Origin of the sequence: Burkholderia sp. Ac-20365 (assembly GCF_017104715.1) — a bacterium.
GTDB lineage: Bacteria > Pseudomonadota > Gammaproteobacteria > Burkholderiales > Burkholderiaceae > Paraburkholderia.
Window position 1 is genome coordinate 68,532 of record NZ_JAAGPI010000033.1, and the last position, 15,437, is coordinate 83,968.

General features: G+C 62.0%; 12 protein-coding genes. 3 read left to right on the forward strand and 9 right to left on the reverse strand.

The window, feature by feature from the left end:
* Nucleotides 1-12 precede the first annotated feature (12 nt).
* From G3O01_RS35480 to rbsK, 3 genes are read right to left on the reverse strand one after another with little or no spacing between them, the layout of a single operon-like run.
* A complete protein-coding gene (locus G3O01_RS35480) occupies nucleotides 13-1,518 on the reverse strand; it encodes a sugar ABC transporter ATP-binding protein (protein WP_205811668.1) in 1,506 nt (501 codons plus the stop codon).
* Nucleotides 1,519-1,528: 10 nt separating this feature from the next.
* Nucleotides 1,529-1,927 (reverse strand): D-ribose pyranase, encoded by a 399-nt coding sequence (gene rbsD, locus G3O01_RS35485; protein WP_205811669.1) that lies wholly within the window; start codon nucleotides 1,925-1,927, stop codon nucleotides 1,529-1,531.
* Complete coding sequence (rbsK, locus tag G3O01_RS35490) at nucleotides 1,924-2,814, reverse strand: ribokinase (protein WP_205811670.1); 891 nt, start codon at nucleotides 2,812-2,814, stop codon at nucleotides 1,924-1,926. The genes rbsD and rbsK overlap by 4 nt, the downstream gene beginning before the upstream one ends.
* Nucleotides 2,815-3,103: 289 nt before the next feature.
* Between rbsK and G3O01_RS35495 the strand changes: the two genes are divergently transcribed.
* A complete protein-coding gene (locus G3O01_RS35495; RefSeq protein WP_205811671.1) occupies nucleotides 3,104-4,999 on the forward strand; it encodes an FAD-binding monooxygenase in 1,896 nt (631 codons plus the stop codon).
* A gap of 20 nt (nucleotides 5,000-5,019) precedes the next feature.
* Nucleotides 5,020-5,457, forward strand: a complete 438-nt coding sequence (locus G3O01_RS35500; protein ID WP_205811672.1) for a MarR family transcriptional regulator — start codon at nucleotides 5,020-5,022, stop codon at nucleotides 5,455-5,457.
* Nucleotides 5,458-6,189: 732 nt separating this feature from the next.
* Here G3O01_RS35500 and G3O01_RS35505 read toward each other — a convergent pair.
* Nucleotides 6,190-7,197 carry an NAD(P)-dependent alcohol dehydrogenase gene (locus tag G3O01_RS35505; protein ID WP_205811673.1) on the reverse strand — a complete coding sequence of 336 codons (1,008 nt, stop codon included), beginning with the start codon at nucleotides 7,195-7,197 and terminating at the stop codon, nucleotides 6,190-6,192.
* A 199-nt stretch (nucleotides 7,198-7,396) separates the two neighbouring features.
* Here G3O01_RS35505 and G3O01_RS35510 point away from each other — a divergent pair, with 199 nt between their 5' ends.
* Nucleotides 7,397-7,810, forward strand: coding sequence for a helix-turn-helix domain-containing protein (locus G3O01_RS35510; RefSeq protein WP_205811674.1), 414 nt, complete (start codon nucleotides 7,397-7,399; stop codon nucleotides 7,808-7,810).
* Nucleotides 7,811-7,819: 9 nt separating this feature from the next.
* Here the strand turns inward: G3O01_RS35510 and G3O01_RS35515 are convergent, their stop codons facing one another.
* The 5 genes from G3O01_RS35515 to G3O01_RS35535 all read right to left on the reverse strand — a co-directional run bounded on the left by G3O01_RS35515 (nucleotide 7,820) and on the right by G3O01_RS35535 (nucleotide 15,435).
* A complete protein-coding gene (locus G3O01_RS35515; protein ID WP_241024548.1) occupies nucleotides 7,820-8,482 on the reverse strand; it encodes a MarC family protein in 663 nt (220 codons plus the stop codon).
* A 54-nt stretch (nucleotides 8,483-8,536) separates the two neighbouring features.
* Nucleotides 8,537-9,529 carry a GTP-binding protein gene (locus G3O01_RS35520; RefSeq protein ID WP_205811675.1) on the reverse strand — a complete coding sequence of 331 codons (993 nt, stop codon included), beginning with the start codon at nucleotides 9,527-9,529 and terminating at the stop codon, nucleotides 8,537-8,539.
* Nucleotides 9,526-11,145, reverse strand: coding sequence for an amidohydrolase family protein (locus tag G3O01_RS35525; protein WP_205811676.1), 1,620 nt, complete (start codon nucleotides 11,143-11,145; stop codon nucleotides 9,526-9,528). The genes G3O01_RS35520 and G3O01_RS35525 overlap by 4 nt, the downstream gene beginning before the upstream one ends.
* A gap of 186 nt (nucleotides 11,146-11,331) precedes the next feature.
* Nucleotides 11,332-12,015, reverse strand: a complete 684-nt coding sequence (locus tag G3O01_RS35530) for a TetR family transcriptional regulator (RefSeq protein WP_205811677.1) — start codon at nucleotides 12,013-12,015, stop codon at nucleotides 11,332-11,334.
* Nucleotides 12,016-12,084: 69 nt separating this feature from the next.
* Nucleotides 12,085-15,435 (reverse strand): efflux RND transporter permease subunit, encoded by a 3,351-nt coding sequence (locus tag G3O01_RS35535; RefSeq protein WP_205811678.1) that lies wholly within the window; start codon nucleotides 15,433-15,435, stop codon nucleotides 12,085-12,087.
* Nucleotides 15,436-15,437 lie beyond the last annotated feature (2 nt).

Sequence of the window (15,437 nt, forward strand, 5' to 3'; positions counted from 1 at the left end):
GTTGTGTGATGGCTACGCGGCTACCGTAACGGGCGCCGCACTACCGCCGGCCGCCGCCGTCATGATGAGTTCCTGGGTGGCGCCTTGCGCATCGAACAGGCCGCTCTGGCGTCCCTGATGCATGACCAGAATGCGGTCGCTCATGGCGAGGACTTCGGGAAGCTCGGACGACACCATCACGATGGCCACGCCGCGTTCCGCGAGCTGATTGATGATCGTGTAGATTTCCGCCTTGCCGCCCACGTCGACGCCGCGCGTCGGTTCGTCGAGCAGTAAAACCTTGGGCGGCCGCGCGAGCCACTTGGCGAACACCACCTTCTGCTGGTTGCCGCCCGACAGCGACTTGACGTCGAGTTCGGCGTCGCGGGTGCGCACGCGCAACTGTTCGATCAGACCATCCACAGCCTGGCGCTCGGCCTTGCTGTCGACGAAACCCAACTTTGCGTAGCTGTCGAGATGCACGAGCGTGGCGTTCTCGCGCACCGACATGCCCAGCACGAGGCCCTGCCCTTTGCGGTCTTCCGTGACGAAACCGATGCCCGCCGCAATCGCGCTCGATGCGTCGCGCACATCCAGCGGCTTGCCGTCGAGCGTTACCATGCCGTGCGTTTTCCGGTTCGCGCCGAACAGGGTTCGTAGAATTTCGCTGCGGCCCGCGCCCATCAAGCCGGCAATGCCGAGCACTTCGCCTGCGCGCACGTCGAAGGTGATGCCCGTGATGTTGCCCTGATCGGCGAGGTCTTTGACCTTCAGCCGGACTTGGCCAGGCTTGTGTTGACGCTTCGGAAAGCGCTCGCCGAGTTCACGTCCGACCATCAGCCGGACGATTTCATCGAAACTCGTGCGCTTGATCTCACGTTCGCCGACGAAATGACCATCGCGCAACACGCTGATCTTGTCGCAGATGCGGAAGATTTCTTCCATCCGGTGCGACACATACACGATTGCAACACCGCGCGCCTTCAGCGACGACATGATCTCGAACAGTGTGTCGATCTCCCGGTTCGTGAGCGCAGCGGTCGGCTCGTCCATCACGACGACGCGCGCATCCAGCGACAGCGCCTTGGCGATTTCAACCAGCTGTTGCCGGCCGATCGACAACGCACCCGCTTCCGTTTGCGGATCGATATCCTGCGCGCCGACCATGTCGAGCCACTTGCGCGCGTCGCGACGCATCTTCACCGTATCGACGATGCCGAAGCGGCTCGGTTCGCGGCCGAGGAACAGGTTCTCCATCACCGTCAGTTGCGGGATGAGGTTCAGTTCCTGGTGGATGATGGCGATGCCGGCGCGTTCTGCTTCAACCGTATTGCGGATCTGCGCAGCGCGGCCATCGATCAGGATCTGGCCTGCGTCGGCCTGATAGACGCCGCACAGGATTTTCATCAGCGTCGATTTACCGGCGCCGTTCTCGCCCATCAGCGCATGGATCTCGCCCGCGCTGATGTGAAAGTCGACGCCCTCGAGCACACGCACCGGTCCGAAGGCCTTGCCGATGCCCTGCATCAACACTTCCATGGTGTGCCTCTCAGAAGATCACGCCGGAATGCAGAATCACATTCGCGTAGGGACTGCACTCGCCCGTGCGGATCACGGCTTTCGCCTGCCGCGAGCGCTGCTTGAATTCTTCGTGCGGCACCTGCTCGACCTCGATCTTGCTGGCCGCCATCTGCGCGATGCGCTCGACCACCGCGCCGTTGTGTTCTGCGCTCTCGCTCGCAAACACCGCGCGCTCGACCTTGAAGTCGGCGAGCACGCTGTCGAGCACGTCGAAAAAGCCCGGTACGTTCAGCGCAATCGACACGTCGATGCATTCGACGCCGTCAGGAATAGGCAGGCCGCAGTCGGCAATCACGACGCTGTCGGTATGGCCCATCGAGGCCAGCACGCGCGCTATGTCGCGATTCAGATGTCCCAGCTTTTTCATTGTTGTGCCTCGAGAAATTTGTCCAGTTCGGCAAGAGTCGGCATGCCGCCCTGCGCGCCCGCGCGCGTGACGGAGAGCGCGGCCGCGCCATTGGCGCGCCGCACGGCTTCGTCGATCCCGAGGCTCCAGAAGGCGGCGAGCGCGCCGTTGAAGGTGTCGCCGGCACCTGTCGTGTCGACGGCGTCGACCGTGAAGCCAGGCTTGTGCACGAGCTTGCCGTCGCTGCCTGCATAGCAGACGCCGTCCTTGCCGCGCGTCATCGCGATGCGGCCGGGACGGCGCGCGAGTTCGTCGGCCCACGCGTCTTCGCTCGTCTGCAATGCGGTGGCGAGTTCGTGCTGGTTCGGTGTCAGCAGCGTGACGAGGTCCAGCAGTTCGGCGTCGAGCGCAACGGCGGGCGCGGGGTTCAGGAAGAACGGCTTGTTGAGTTCGCGCGCGCGGCGCGCGGCGTGCAGCACGGTCGCGTAGGGCACTTCGAGCTGGGCGAGGATGATATCGGCCTGTGCGAATGCATCGGCCGCACGGTCGATGTCTTCGGGCGACAGTTCGGCGTTCGCGCCCGGCACCACGACGATCGCGTTGTCGCCGCCCGTCAGCGTGATCGACGCGATGCCCGTCGCCTGGCTTGCGGTCGTAACGTGCCGCACATCGATGCCTTCACGCTCCAGCGTCGCCTTCATTTCGCCGCCGAATGCATCGGCGCCTACCCGGCCGATCATCGTCACCTGCGCGCCCAGACGTGCCGCCGCGACAGCCTGATTGGCGCCCTTGCCGCCCGGATGCGTCGAAAAACCCGTGCCGAACAGGGTCTCGCCAAGACGGGGAAACGTATTGGTGACGACCACCATGTCCATGTTGATGCTGCCGACCACAACTACGCGCGCCATGCCATTCCTTTCAAAGACTTCTGCTCAACCTTGCGAGACTTGCAAGAAATCGCCGTGCTAAAACGTCATCAGCTACGGAGCGCACTTTATAGCAGAGTCGTACGCGGCACGGAATAGAAGTTAGGGTTTTACCCAATGCAACGGCGCTTTCATGTTGCAGCGCGGAAAACACAATCGTCGCCCGCCCGGACCAGGGTAAACATCCATCGTCGATGAATTTCTTGGAAATGGTTGGTGTACGGAGTATATTGATTTCCACGATGACACATGCAACATGGAGGAAGACATCATGCAATTTCATCTCAACGGTTTCCGCGTCGGCGATCCGACCATCGAACCCGCCGCCGACACCGCTCCGTGCGTCGACCTGCCCGATACGGTCGATGTGCTGATCGCCGGAAGCGGCCCTGCGGGTCTCGTGCTCGCAGCGCAACTGTCGCAATTCCCGGGGATCCGCACGCGCATCGTCGAGCGTCGCAGTGGACCGTTGCTGATGGGACAGGCGGACGGCGTCGCGTGCCGTACGGTCGAGATGTTCAATGCATTCGGGCTTGCGGACCGCTTGCTGCGCGAAGCTTATTGGGTCAATGAAACCGTGTTCTGGCGACCCGATGCACAGGACCGTGGCGCGATCAAACGTACGGGTCGTGTTCAGGATACCGAAACAGGTATGTCGGAGTTTCCGCATGTGATCGTCAATCAGGCGCGCGTGCAGGATTATCTGCTCGACGTGATGCGGCGCTCGTCGCAACGCCTCGAACCCGACTACGACCTCGAAGTCGTCGATGTGCAACGTGATGATGTGGGCGACTATCCGGTGCGCGTGACCTTGCGCCGCACCGATGAAGCACGGCTCGATGAACAGGTGACGATACGCGCGCGCTACGTGGTCGGCTGCGACGGCGCGCGCAGCCGCGTGCGCACGGCCATTGGCCAGACGCTGCGCGGCGATGCCGCCAATCACGCGTGGGGCGTGATGGACGCGCTGGCCGTCACGGACTTCCCGGACATCCGCCTGAAGGCTGCGATTCAATCCGCGAGCAAGGGCAATCTGCTGATCATCCCGCGTGAAGGCGGCTATCTGGTGCGCTTCTACGTCGATCTTGGCGAAGTCACGCCGGAGAATCGCGACAGCATCAAGCAGGCTAACGTCGATCGGATCATCGAAACGGCGCGGCACATCCTGCATCCCTATACGCTCGATGTAAAAGAAGTCGCGTGGTTCTCCGTGTATGAAGTTGGACAGCGCCTCACCGACCGCTTCGACGATGCGCTGGCGGAAGATGGAACGAAGCGCGAACCGCGCGTGTTCATCGCCGGCGATGCGTGCCATACGCATAGCGCCAAGGCTGGCCAGGGCATGAATGTGTCGATGCAGGACGGCTTCAATCTCGGCTGGAAACTCGGCGCGGTTCTGCAGGGACGCAGCGATGCCGAACTGTTGCGCACATATTCCGACGAGCGTCAGCCTATCGCGCAAGAGTTGATCGATTTCGACAAGGAATGGTCCGCGATGATGGCCGCTCCGCCGAAAGACCCTGCCCGTCCGGAAGCGGGCGGCGTCGATCCGGCAGAGTTGCAGGCGTATTTCGTGCGCGCGGGCCGATACACGGCGGGTGTCGCAACGCACTACCGTCCGGGCACGCTGACGGGCGAATCGACGCATCAGAAGCTTGCCAGCGGCTTTCAGATCGGCACGCGCTTTCACTCATCGCCTGTAATTCGCCTTGCGGACGCGAAGCCGGTTCATCTCGGCCACGCGGCGCGCGCCGATGGTTGCTGGCGTCTGTATGCATTCGCGGATGCGAACCGTACTGCGCTCGAAGCGCTGTGCGATCATCTCGCGACATCGCACGATTCCGTGTTGCGGCTCGTGACGCCCACCGATGCCGACATCGACAGCGTGCTCGATCTGCGTGCAGTGCTGCAGCAGCCGCATCGGGAAGTCCGCCTGGAAGACATGCCTGCCCTGCTCTTGCCGCGCAAGGGACGCCACGGCCTGATTGACTACGAGAAGACATTTACGAGCGACGCAGCGACTGATATCTTCGACGAGCGCGGCATCGACCGCGAGCGCGGCGCGCTCGTGGTGGTCCGACCGGATCAGTATGTTGCGCATGTTCTTCCACTTGATGCCTATGCGGAACTGGTTGCATTTTTCCGGCCGATATTCCGCATGCGCTAACTCACTACGACACAGCGAAATTGCCGAGCAAACACGACAAACCCGAAGCGCTTTCGAGATTCACCGGCAGCCTGGTGCGCCGCGCGCAGCAGCGTCACGTCGCGGTGTGGCTTGCCGAGGTTTCGGCTGAGATCACGAGTGTGCAATATGCGGCGCTTGAGATATTGCAGAGGACGCCTGGTGTGAACCAGCGGCAACTCGGGGATGAGCTTGACGTCGACCGTTCGACGATCGCGGATCTTGTTGCGCGGATGGTGCGTAATGGGTTGATCGAACGGTCCGATGATCCTGTCGATAAGCGCAGTTATGTGCTGTTTTTGACTGCCGATGGGAGGGAGCAACTTGCCGTGTTGCGGCCTCGGGTTGAGGAAGTCGAGCGGGTCTTGACTGCTCGGCTCTCGCAGAAAGAGTGTATGGAGTTGAGGAGGTTGTTGGTGGCGTTGTTGCCGGAGGTGTGAATTTGGTTTGGTTTGGTTTGCTTGGCTTTGCGCTGGCATCCGCGATTTGCCTTCGTGGTTCAAGCGTTGCCCCTGTGCGGGGCGGCACTTACTTTCTTTGCCGCCGCAAAGAAAGTAAGCAAAGAAAGCGGGCTAACACCGCCCGTGCTTGACCACTGCCTGAGGGCCCCCAACGGTTCCTCCACTTCGCACGGCAACCTACCATTCAATGCCCGATGCCAGCGCTTTAAATCGGCGCCTCACCCGCTTCAGAATCCCGCGTCGGCACACGCGCGATCAAATCGCTCACGTTCTATAGCGGCAAACTGTGTGTAGGCCATCGCGGCTTATGCGCTCCACTCCGGACTGAAAAACACGATCGGTGTCGTAAGAGCGCTGAGGTGTGAAGCACTACGACCGACACACAGTTTGCCACCTGGGCGGCCGCAACCATTCGCTGCCGCTGGCTGTGATACGGGTGATTGGAGTGGGTGAGGCGCCGGTTCGAAGCGCGGGCAACGGGCATCGATCAAATGTGATGCCGTTTGAAGTGGAGGAACTGTTGGGGGCCCTCAGGCGGAGGTCAAGCACGGGCGGTGTTAGCCCGCTTTCTTTGCTTACTTTCTTTGCGGCGGCAAAGAAAGTAAGTGCCGCCCCGCACAGGGGCAACCCAGGCAAACCAATAACAAACCGCGGATGCCAGCACAAAGCCGAGCAAACCAAACCAAACCAAACCCAACAGCGCCGCAGGCCTCAGACCTTCAAACAAACCTTCCCAAAATGCTTCCCAGCCGCCTGAAACCGAAACGCATCAGCAATATCATCAAGTGCGAACGTACGATCAACAACAGGCTTCATACCAGTAGCATCGATCGCCCGAACCATATCCACCTGATGCCGGCGGCTCCCAACAATGAGCCCTTGCAGCTTCTGCTGACGCCGCATCAAATCCACCGTTGGCACTTCACCTGAAATCCCGGTCAGCACACCAATCAACGCAATATGCCCACCAATCCGGCACGCGCGAATCGACTGCGCAAGCGTATCCGGCCCGCCCACTTCGACGACATTATCGACACCACGTCCATCAGTGAACTCCAGCACCTTCGCAGCCCAGTCCGTATCGCGCCGATAGTTAATCAAATGATCCGCCCCAAGCGAGCGCGCCTTCTCCAGCTTCTCATCCGACGACGACGTCGCAATCACCGTCGCCCCCATCCGCTTCGCAAACTGCAACGCGAAAATCGACACGCCACCCGTGCCCTGCACGAGCACCGTATCACCCGCCTTCAGTGAATAGTCGACGACCAGCGCACGCCACGCCGTCAGCCCCGCCGTCGTCAAGGTTGCCGCTTCCTCGTGGCTGTAGCCGCGCGGCGCATGCGTGAACCATTGCGCAGGGCGCACGACGACCTCGCGTGCATAGCCATCGACACCATCGCCCGGTGTGGTCGAGAAATCGGCGATCGTCGGGCCGCCGTCGAGCCAGTACGGGAAGAACGTCGAGACGACAGCATCGCCGGCCGCGAATTCCGTCACGCCTTCGCCCACCGCTTCGACAACGCCCGCGCCGTCCGACATCGGAATGCGGCCGTCGTCGGCAGGCAGGCGTCCTAGCACGACGCCCAGGTCGTGAAAGTTGAGCGAACTGGCGTGGATGCGCACGCGGATTTCGCCCGCTGCAGGCGCGCCGGGATCGGCGAGTTCCGTACGCACGAGGTTGTCCAGTCCGGCGGGATGGCGCAATGTGATGGCTTTCATCGAAGCAACTCCTGATAGTCGATTGACGCACGCACGATCCGCAAAGCGGAACCGGCGTCGAAATGGCAATCGCGCCCGTTGAACGGCGCGCGAGGCCGCGCAAACTTCGCGACCACAGCGTGATTCTCCGTTCGCACTTCGATTACCGCAAGAAGGTACAATTATCGCCGGTACTATCACTTATGTAGGTATGAACACCATGCGACCGAAACGCCTGGACAGCAGGAGCGGCTGCGCCGTGGAAGTGACGCTATCCGTTATCGGCGGCTTGTGGAAGCCGGTGATCCTGTTTCATCTGATGCACGAAAAGAAGCGCTTCATGGAGCTCACCCGGTTGCTGCCCAACACCACACAACGCATGCTGACGCTGCAACTGCGTGAGCTGGAAGCGGACGGCATCGTCGCGCGCCATGTTTATCCGCAAGTCCCGCCCAAGGTCGAGTACGAGCTGACGCCGTTCGGCCAGACGCTCGCGCCCGTGCTCATCAGCTTGCGTGAATGGGGCGAGACTTATCAGGCACGCCGCGAGAAAGACCTTGCTCCCGTCGACGAACAGTCAAAAGCAGCAGGAACGCGCAAGCGTCGCGCGAGTGCCCCCGGGCAAGCAGCCTGATAAAGCGCGTCAGTGCAGATGCAGCGTGCCGATCAGCCCCGATACGCCGATCCACAACAACTGCACGCCGATGCAGAACAGCACGAACGCGAAGAGCCGCATGGCGATCTGCGTGCCCACCTGCCCTAACAGCTTTTCCAGACGCCCCGCGTAGCGCACGCAGAAGTAGATGCTCAGGCACAGCGTGACCAGCGCGACGCCAACCCCCGCCAGATGCACGGGTTGGAGCCCCTCATGCGGCGAGCCCGTACCCAACGCGATCGCCACAGCAATCGAACCCGGCCCGACCGTGATCGGCAACGTCAGCGGGTAGAACGCCTTGGCGCGCAGCGATGCGGCGCGCTCCGGACCGGTGACGGGCGCAGCGTTGTCGTCGCCTGGCGACTGCAACAGCCCCCAGCCCGCCATCGCAATCACAAAACCACCGGCCACACGCAGCACATCCTCCGAAATACCGAAGAACGACAGCACATACGCGCCAACCGACAGCGACGCCAGCAGAATCACAAAACCGTTGATCGCAATGCGTCGCCCGAGCTCCGCAAGTTCCTGATCGCTGGCGCCGCGCACCATGCTCAATATGATCAGCGCAACCGCAGGCGGGTTGATGATCGGAAAGAGCGTCGTGACGATCAGCAGGGCTGATTTGAAGAATACGTTCAGCATCAACATGGCATTGGACCGGTTGTATCTGGCGGGTTGGCGTTCAGCATCGAAGGCTCGGCTTCAGCTTTGCAGCGAGGTCCAGCGGACCGAACCGTTCATGCCGAAATCTTCGAAGTCCTGCATCGCGCAATCGCGGACGATAAAGATCGCGGCCATGTCGGTATCGTTAGCGGCAGCGAGACGCCGCGGCTGCGCGAACGTCGTGCCGACGCTTTGCAGCAGCACGCGCCCGCTTCCGCCCGGACCGGGAACGATGGCCTTCATCCTCAGCAGCCGCTCGCCGATCGCGCCGGAGATGTTCTCGATCCAGTCGAGCGTCTGCTCCCACTCCAGCGGCCCGCGAAAACGCGCGCAGAACACGCGCACTCGCGGATGAAGCAGCGCGCGATGCGAGCTGTATTGCATCGCAGGAACGGTCCAGTCGAACGACTGCCCGACGTGCGTGTCGCTGAATGCTTCGCGGGCGCGTGCCTCAGCTGTATCGGCGTCGACGATGCGCGCGAGCGGATTGAGCTTTTCCATCAGCGCGTGTTCCCGTCGCCGTTGTTGCGCGCTGATGAGATCGGTTTTCGTCAACGTGATCGTGTGCGCGGCGCCGAGTTGCGCGGCGACCGTGTCGAAATCATCCGTATCCAGCGGCGGACGGCTGCAATCGTAGGTCACCACGATACGGATGCGCAGCCCCATCCCACACAGCGGATTCAGCGATTGCATCACCTGCCCCGGACGCGACAAACCGCTGCACTCCAGCACGATGCGTTCGAACGCCGGCAGTCCGCTACGCGTGCGCGTGTCGACAAGATCCTCGATGGTCGTCACGAGATCGTTGGTCAGCGAACAGCACACGCAGCCGTTGCTGAGTGTTGCCATCGGCGTGCCGCGAGCCGATTCGGACAGCACGGCGCCGTCGATGTTGATCGCACCGACTTCGTTGACGATCACCGCCGTCGACGTCGCCGCCGCGTCATCGCGCAGCAGCGCTTCGAGCAGCGTGGTCTTGCCGCTGCCGAGCATGCCCGCCAGCACGACGAATTGCGTAGCCGGGGCGCTCATTGCACGCGCTCCGCAGGTTTGCGGAAAGGCGTTTCGCCGTTTTTCCAGGTCGATGCCACCATCGCGCGGACATCGCTGAGCAATTCGCTGACGTCGAACACCACTCCGGACTTGATGGTCAGTTCGAGCGCGCGCTTCTGTTCGACGGCGCCGATCTGATCGTTCAACCGCAGCGCGCCCGTGCCGTACAGAAGCTTGAAATCGGCAAGCGGATTCTGGGCATGTACCAGCACGTCCGCCCGCCGCCCCACTTCGAGCACGCCCGCTTCCTGCCCGATGCCGAGCAGGTCGGCTGCGTGCGATGTCCCGGCACGCAGCACCTCTGACGGCAGGAATCCCGCTTCCTGCAAGAGTTCGAGTTCACGCACATAACCGAACCCGTAGATCTGGTACATGAAGCCCGAATCGCTTCCCGGACACACACGTCCGCCGCGATTCTTGTAGTCGTTGAGGAAATGCATCCAGATGCGATAGCTCTCACGCCATTCCACTTCGTTCTTGACGGACCAGCGGTAGAAGTACGCGCCATGTCCGCCGCGCTGCGGCTGAAAGTACTTCCACGTCGTGCTGTCCGTGTATTCTTCATGCCATTCCGCGCGGCGCGCGCGCATCACGTCGCGATTGCCGTCGTAGACGTTCATGGTCGGGACGAACGTGTGGCCTGCTTCGAGAAACGCGTCGAGCACGTCGTTCCATTTCTGCGAGCCGGGCTGCGCAGCCTGCAGAAACGTTTGACCGGCTGTCGAAAAGCGCAGGTATTCGTCGTCGTAATCGTAATCGTCGGCGATCGTTTGCAATGAACGGCCTTCGAATAGCGCTTCGGGCAAGCCGTATTGATGCTCGGTGCTGGTCAGTCCCCAACGTGCCGTTTTCAACGCATTCATGCTGCCGACCGTCAGTTGCGCGTGATGGCAACAGGTGCGCAGGCCGAGCTTGCTGCATTCGTCGAGCGCGGCCTGCATGATCGCGGGCGGCGCGCCGAAGAACTTGACGCCCTCCGCACCCTTGTCGCGCACGGCACGCAGCCACTCGCGGCCTTCGTCGGGGCTGTAGATCGTCTTCAGATAATCGTTGACGGCCGGAAAATAGACGTACGGATACAGGTGCGGCGCGGCGATCCGGTTCGCGTCCGCTGCGGCCCGCTGCTCGCAGGTCCACGCGAGGCCGTTCATGCAGCCCGCCTCGCGCACCGACGTGACACCATGCGCAAGCCAGAGCTTGTAGATGTAATCGGCGGGCAGCATCTCGCCGTTCTCGGCATGAAATGGCGTGCCGATATGCGCGTGGCTGTCGATAAAACCGGGCGTCACATACTTTCCCTGACAGTCGATCTCATGATCGCCAGCCGCCGGCCGCCCTTCCTGCTTCAGCGGCATGCCTGGCACGCCGACCACGGCGAGTTCGGTGATCTTGCCGCCTTCGATCGCAATATCGACGGGACCGAACGGCGGCGCGCCCGTCCCGTCGATCACCGTTGCGCCGCGCAGCACGAGCCGGCGAAACGGCCCGACGCCGCGGTCCCGTTGCGTCGACGGCCGCACCTGCTTCAAGCCCTTTTTTGCAAAGCCTGCGACCATTTCCTCACCGACTTCGATACCGTCCTTCGTTGTGTTCATCACGTACCCTCACAGGTCCAAGCGGGTTAAACGAATGGAGGCGCAGCCATGACATGACGTCTCGACGTCCATGGCTGTGCTTTGTACCGATGTTAGGAAGGTTGAATTAGCGTAGGTTTACGCGTCACGCCCGCATGGCGGCGCATGCGTTCGAGGAAAGGCGGTTTCTTCACTGCGAACGCAGCGCTAACAGCCGGTCTCAGGCCGACCGATCGCACCGGCGTCGACCGTTCCCGCCGACGCATGCCGCAACGAAGGCGAGTACCGCAACATGCCGATAAACACGTCCGTCAGGAACTCGGCATCGCGCGGCAGCATGATCGAATCCTGCTCCAGCAGCCAGTCGCGCAGTACGCCGCCGAGAAACGCATGCAGCACACTCGCGGCGCGCTCCGTATCGAGATCGCACGGCAACTGTCCCTTCTGGATCGCATTCTGCAAGCCGCGTTCAAGGTGCTTCCGGCCGTTACGCGCAGCGTCATGCTGCCGTTCGAGCACCAGAAACATGTCCTTGGTGTTTTCGCACTTGGTGAACAGCACTTCGAACACGCGGCGGCTGTGCGGTTCGACCACGACCTTGCCGAGAAAGTACGCCAGCAATTGCCGGATCCTGCCGAGCGGCTCCGGCTCGGCAGGATCGGCGGTCGCTGCCACGAGCATTTCCATCGGCAGCATCACGCGGTTTGTCATTGCGACGAACAGGTCGCTCTTGTTGCGAAAGTGCCCGTAGATCGCGCCACGCGTAAATCCCGCACGAATCGCGATGTCTTCCAGCGAAGTGCGAGACACGCCATGCTCCGCGAACAGCCGCTCAGCTGCATCGAGAATGTGGTCTCGCGTTTCTCGTGCCTGTTGTCGTGTTCTTCGCATCGGACTTCGCACCCGTTCGAGTTTGGCTTTGAAGCACTCGGCACTGCACGCACGGCACGCGTCGATCCGTCAGACAGGCGCGCCCTCCCCGGGCGGATCGTTCTTCGGCGTGTCGTCGCCATGCTTGCCCGCTTCGCCCGACGCGCTGCCATCACCGTCACCGTGATGCGGCATCTTGTGCGACACCTCGTCGAGCTTGTCGCCGAGCAGCCGCCGCACGACCACATAGAACACGGGGATCAGCAGCAAGCCAAGGAACGTTGCGAACAACATGCCGCCGATCACACCCGTGCCGATTTCATGCCGCGACGACGCGCCCGCGCCCGACGAAATCACCAGCGGGAAGACGCCGAGAATGAACGCCATCGACGTCATCAGGATCGGCCGCAGCCGCAGGCGCGCTGCGGTCAGCACGGCTTCGCGCAAGGTCATGCCATGCTGTTGCCCTTCGACCGCGAACTCGACGATCAGAATCGCGTTCTTCGCCGCAAGACCGATCACCGTGACGAGACCGATCTTGAAGTAGATGTCGTTGGGTACGCTGAAGGTCAGGCAGAACGCGAGCATGCCGAGCATGCCGAGCGGCACCACGAGCAGCACCGACACGGGAATCGACCAGCTTTCATACAGCGCCGCGAGGCACAGGAACACGACCACGATCGACAGCGCCATCAGCGTCGTCGCCGACGAACCCGACAGCAGTTCCTGATAGGACTGCCCGGTCCAGTCGGCCGCGAAGCCGCGCGGCAACTGATGGTTGACGATATCGTTGAGGGTATCGATCGCCTGCCCCGTCGAGTAACCGGGCGCGGAGTTGCCGACGATTTCGACGGCCGAATAGCCGTTGTAGCGCGGCAGCACCGTCGGACCGAACGCCCACTTCGCATTGACGACGCTGGAGAGCGGCACCATGTTGTACGGTGCAATCGACGTATTCGCCGGAGACGGATCGACGGGCGTCACGAAACCGTTCGAGCCGACAGCGCTAGTGGCACTGCTCGTCGTGCCCGAATTGCTCTTGCTGGACGACGCCTGCGTCGAGGAGCCGTTGGCCGCGAATACGCTCGGCGTGTAGAGATGCTGAAGCGCATCGAGCGACATCCGGAACGGCGCGTCCGCCTGAATATAGACGCGCTTCACGCGGCCACCGTAGGTGAACTGGTCGATGTAGAACGGCGCCAGTTCCATCTCGAGCGTCTGATAGACGTCAGTCAGCGAAAGCCCCATCGCCTGCGCCTGGGTGCGATCTACGGCGATATCCAGTTGCGGCGAGTTAGGCAGCGAGTTGGGCCGGATGCCGAACAGCACAGGGCTCTTCGACGCGCTCCCGAGCAGCGTGCCCGTCGCCTGACCGAGTTCGGCGCGCGATTGTCCCGCACGCGCCTGCAGATACATATCGACGCCGCCGAACTGACTCAAGCCGCGAATGGTCGGCAGGTTCACCACGAAGATCTGTGCGTCGGTGATCGACGACAGGATGCGGTTCATCTGCGGAATCATTTTCATCGCCGTTTCGGAGCGCCTGTCCCACTCCGACAGCTTGATGAACGACATGCCGACGTTTTCGCTCGTGCCCACGAAGCTGAAACCCTCAGGCTGGAATATCCCGACGATATCCTTGCCAAGCGCGCTATGGGTGAGTTTGTCACGCAGCTCGCCCATCACGTGGTTGGTGCGCTCCAGCGTCGAACCGGGCGGCAGGTTGACGAGCGCGAGCGCGAAGCCCTGATCCTCGTCCGGCACGAAGCTGGTGGGCAGCTTCGTGTACAGGAACCCCGTCAGCACCACAACGAGCACGAACACGATCATCCAGCGCGGCGCGTGACGGATCGCTTTTCCGGCATGACTGAGATAGTGATTCGTCGTCCATTCGAAGGTCCGGTCGAACCAGCGATAGAACGCATTCTTCTTCACTTCATGCTCGGGCCTGAGAATCGCGGCACACAGCGACGGCGTGAACGACATCGCGAGAAATGCGGAAAAGCCCATCGATACCGCGATCGTCAGTGCGAACTGCGCGTAGATGATGCCGGTAGCACCTGGCTGCAACGCGGACGGCACGAACACGGCCGACAACACCACCGTGATCGCGATGATGGCGCCCGTGATCTGTTTCATCGCCTTGCGCGTCGCCTCTCGCGGCTCCATTTTTTCTTCCGTCATGATGCGCTCGACGTTCTCGATCACGACGATCGCATCGTCCACCACGATACCGATGGCGAGCACCATGCCGAACAGCGTCAACTGGTTGAGCGTGTAATGCAGCGCGGCGAGGCCGATAAAAGTGCCGAGCAGCGCGACGGGAATCACGAGCGTCGGAATGATCGTCGCGCGCAGGTTCTGCAGAAAGATCAACATCACGAAGAACACCAGCACGATGGCTTCGACCAGCGTGCGGATCACGTCCGTGATCGACGCCGTGATGAATGGCGTGGTGTCGTACGGAATGCTCCACGTGACGCCTTCGGGCAGGTCGCGAGCGAGCGTGTCCATCGTGGCCTTCACCGCTTTTTCCACAGTGAGCGCATTCGCGCCGGGCAACAGGAACACGGCGAGACCGCCCGCCGGCTTGCCGTTATATACAGGCGCTTGCCCGTACGTCTGCGAGCCGAATGAAATGCGCGCGACGTCGCTCAGCTTGACTGTCGTGCCGTTGCTGTTCGACACGACGATGATGTCGCGGAACTGTTGAAGCGAAGAAAAGAGCGTGTCGCCCGTCACCGTGGCCGTGAACACCTGCCCTTTCACGGCGGGATCGGCGCCGAGTGAGCCGGCCGCGAACTGCGCGTTCTGTCCCGTCACGGCATTGAGCACCTGCGTGGTCGACAGCCCGTAGCTCTGCAGCTTGTCGGGGTCGAGCCAGATGCGCACCGCGTATTCCGAGCCGAGCAGCGTCGTATTGCCGACGCCCGTTACGCGGCCGATCACAGGCTGGATCTGCGACGCGAGAATGTCGGAGAGACGGCCCGCGTCGATCGCCGCGTTGTCCGACTGCAGCGCGATGAACAACAGAATGTCCGGGCTCGACTTCGCCACGATCACGCCCTGCTGCGTGACCTGCGAGGGCAACAGCGGCTCGGCGAGCGTCACCTTGTTCTGCACCTGAACCTGCGCGATGTCCGGGTTGGTGCCCGTCGCGAACGTGAGAATGATCTGCGTGGCCCCGTTCGAACTCGACGTCGAACTGAAGTACAGCAGATTGTCGATGCCCGTGAGCTGCTGCTCGATCACCTGCGTCACCGTCGATTCCATCGTCTGCGCGCTGGCGCCCGGATATTGCGCCGTGACGGTGACTTGCGGCGGCGCGATGTCGGGATAGGAGTCGATCCCCATCGTGCGCACGGAGAGAATGCCGAACAGCGAAATCAGGATCGCGATAACCCACGCGAAAACGGGGCGGTCGATAAAGAAACTCGGCATGG

Excerpts from the sequence above, each read along its gene's own strand:
- G3O01_RS35480 (WP_205811668.1), bottom strand. The coding sequence starts at position 1,518 with ATGGAAGTGTTGATGCAGGGCATCGGCAAGGCCTTCGGACCGGTGCGT.
- rbsD (WP_205811669.1), bottom strand. The coding sequence starts at position 1,927 with ATGAAAAAGCTGGGACATCTGAATCGCGACATAGCGCGCGTGCTGGCC.
- rbsK (WP_205811670.1), bottom strand. The coding sequence starts at position 2,814 with ATGGCGCGCGTAGTTGTGGTCGGCAGCATCAACATGGACATGGTGGTC.
- G3O01_RS35495 (WP_205811671.1), top strand. The coding sequence starts at position 3,104 with ATGCAATTTCATCTCAACGGTTTCCGCGTCGGCGATCCGACCATCGAA.
- G3O01_RS35505 (WP_205811673.1), bottom strand. The coding sequence starts at position 7,197 with ATGAAAGCCATCACATTGCGCCATCCCGCCGGACTGGACAACCTCGTG.
- G3O01_RS35510 (WP_205811674.1), top strand. The coding sequence starts at position 7,397 with ATGCGACCGAAACGCCTGGACAGCAGGAGCGGCTGCGCCGTGGAAGTG.
- G3O01_RS35515 (WP_241024548.1), bottom strand. The coding sequence starts at position 8,482 with ATGTTGATGCTGAACGTATTCTTCAAATCAGCCCTGCTGATCGTCACG.
- G3O01_RS35520 (WP_205811675.1), bottom strand. The coding sequence starts at position 9,529 with ATGAGCGCCCCGGCTACGCAATTCGTCGTGCTGGCGGGCATGCTCGGC.
- G3O01_RS35525 (WP_205811676.1), bottom strand. The coding sequence starts at position 11,145 with ATGAACACAACGAAGGACGGTATCGAAGTCGGTGAGGAAATGGTCGCA.
- G3O01_RS35530 (WP_205811677.1), bottom strand. The coding sequence starts at position 12,015 with ATGCGAAGAACACGACAACAGGCACGAGAAACGCGAGACCACATTCTC.
- G3O01_RS35535 (WP_205811678.1), bottom strand. The coding sequence starts at position 15,435 with ATGCCGAGTTTCTTTATCGACCGCCCCGTTTTCGCGTGGGTTATCGCG.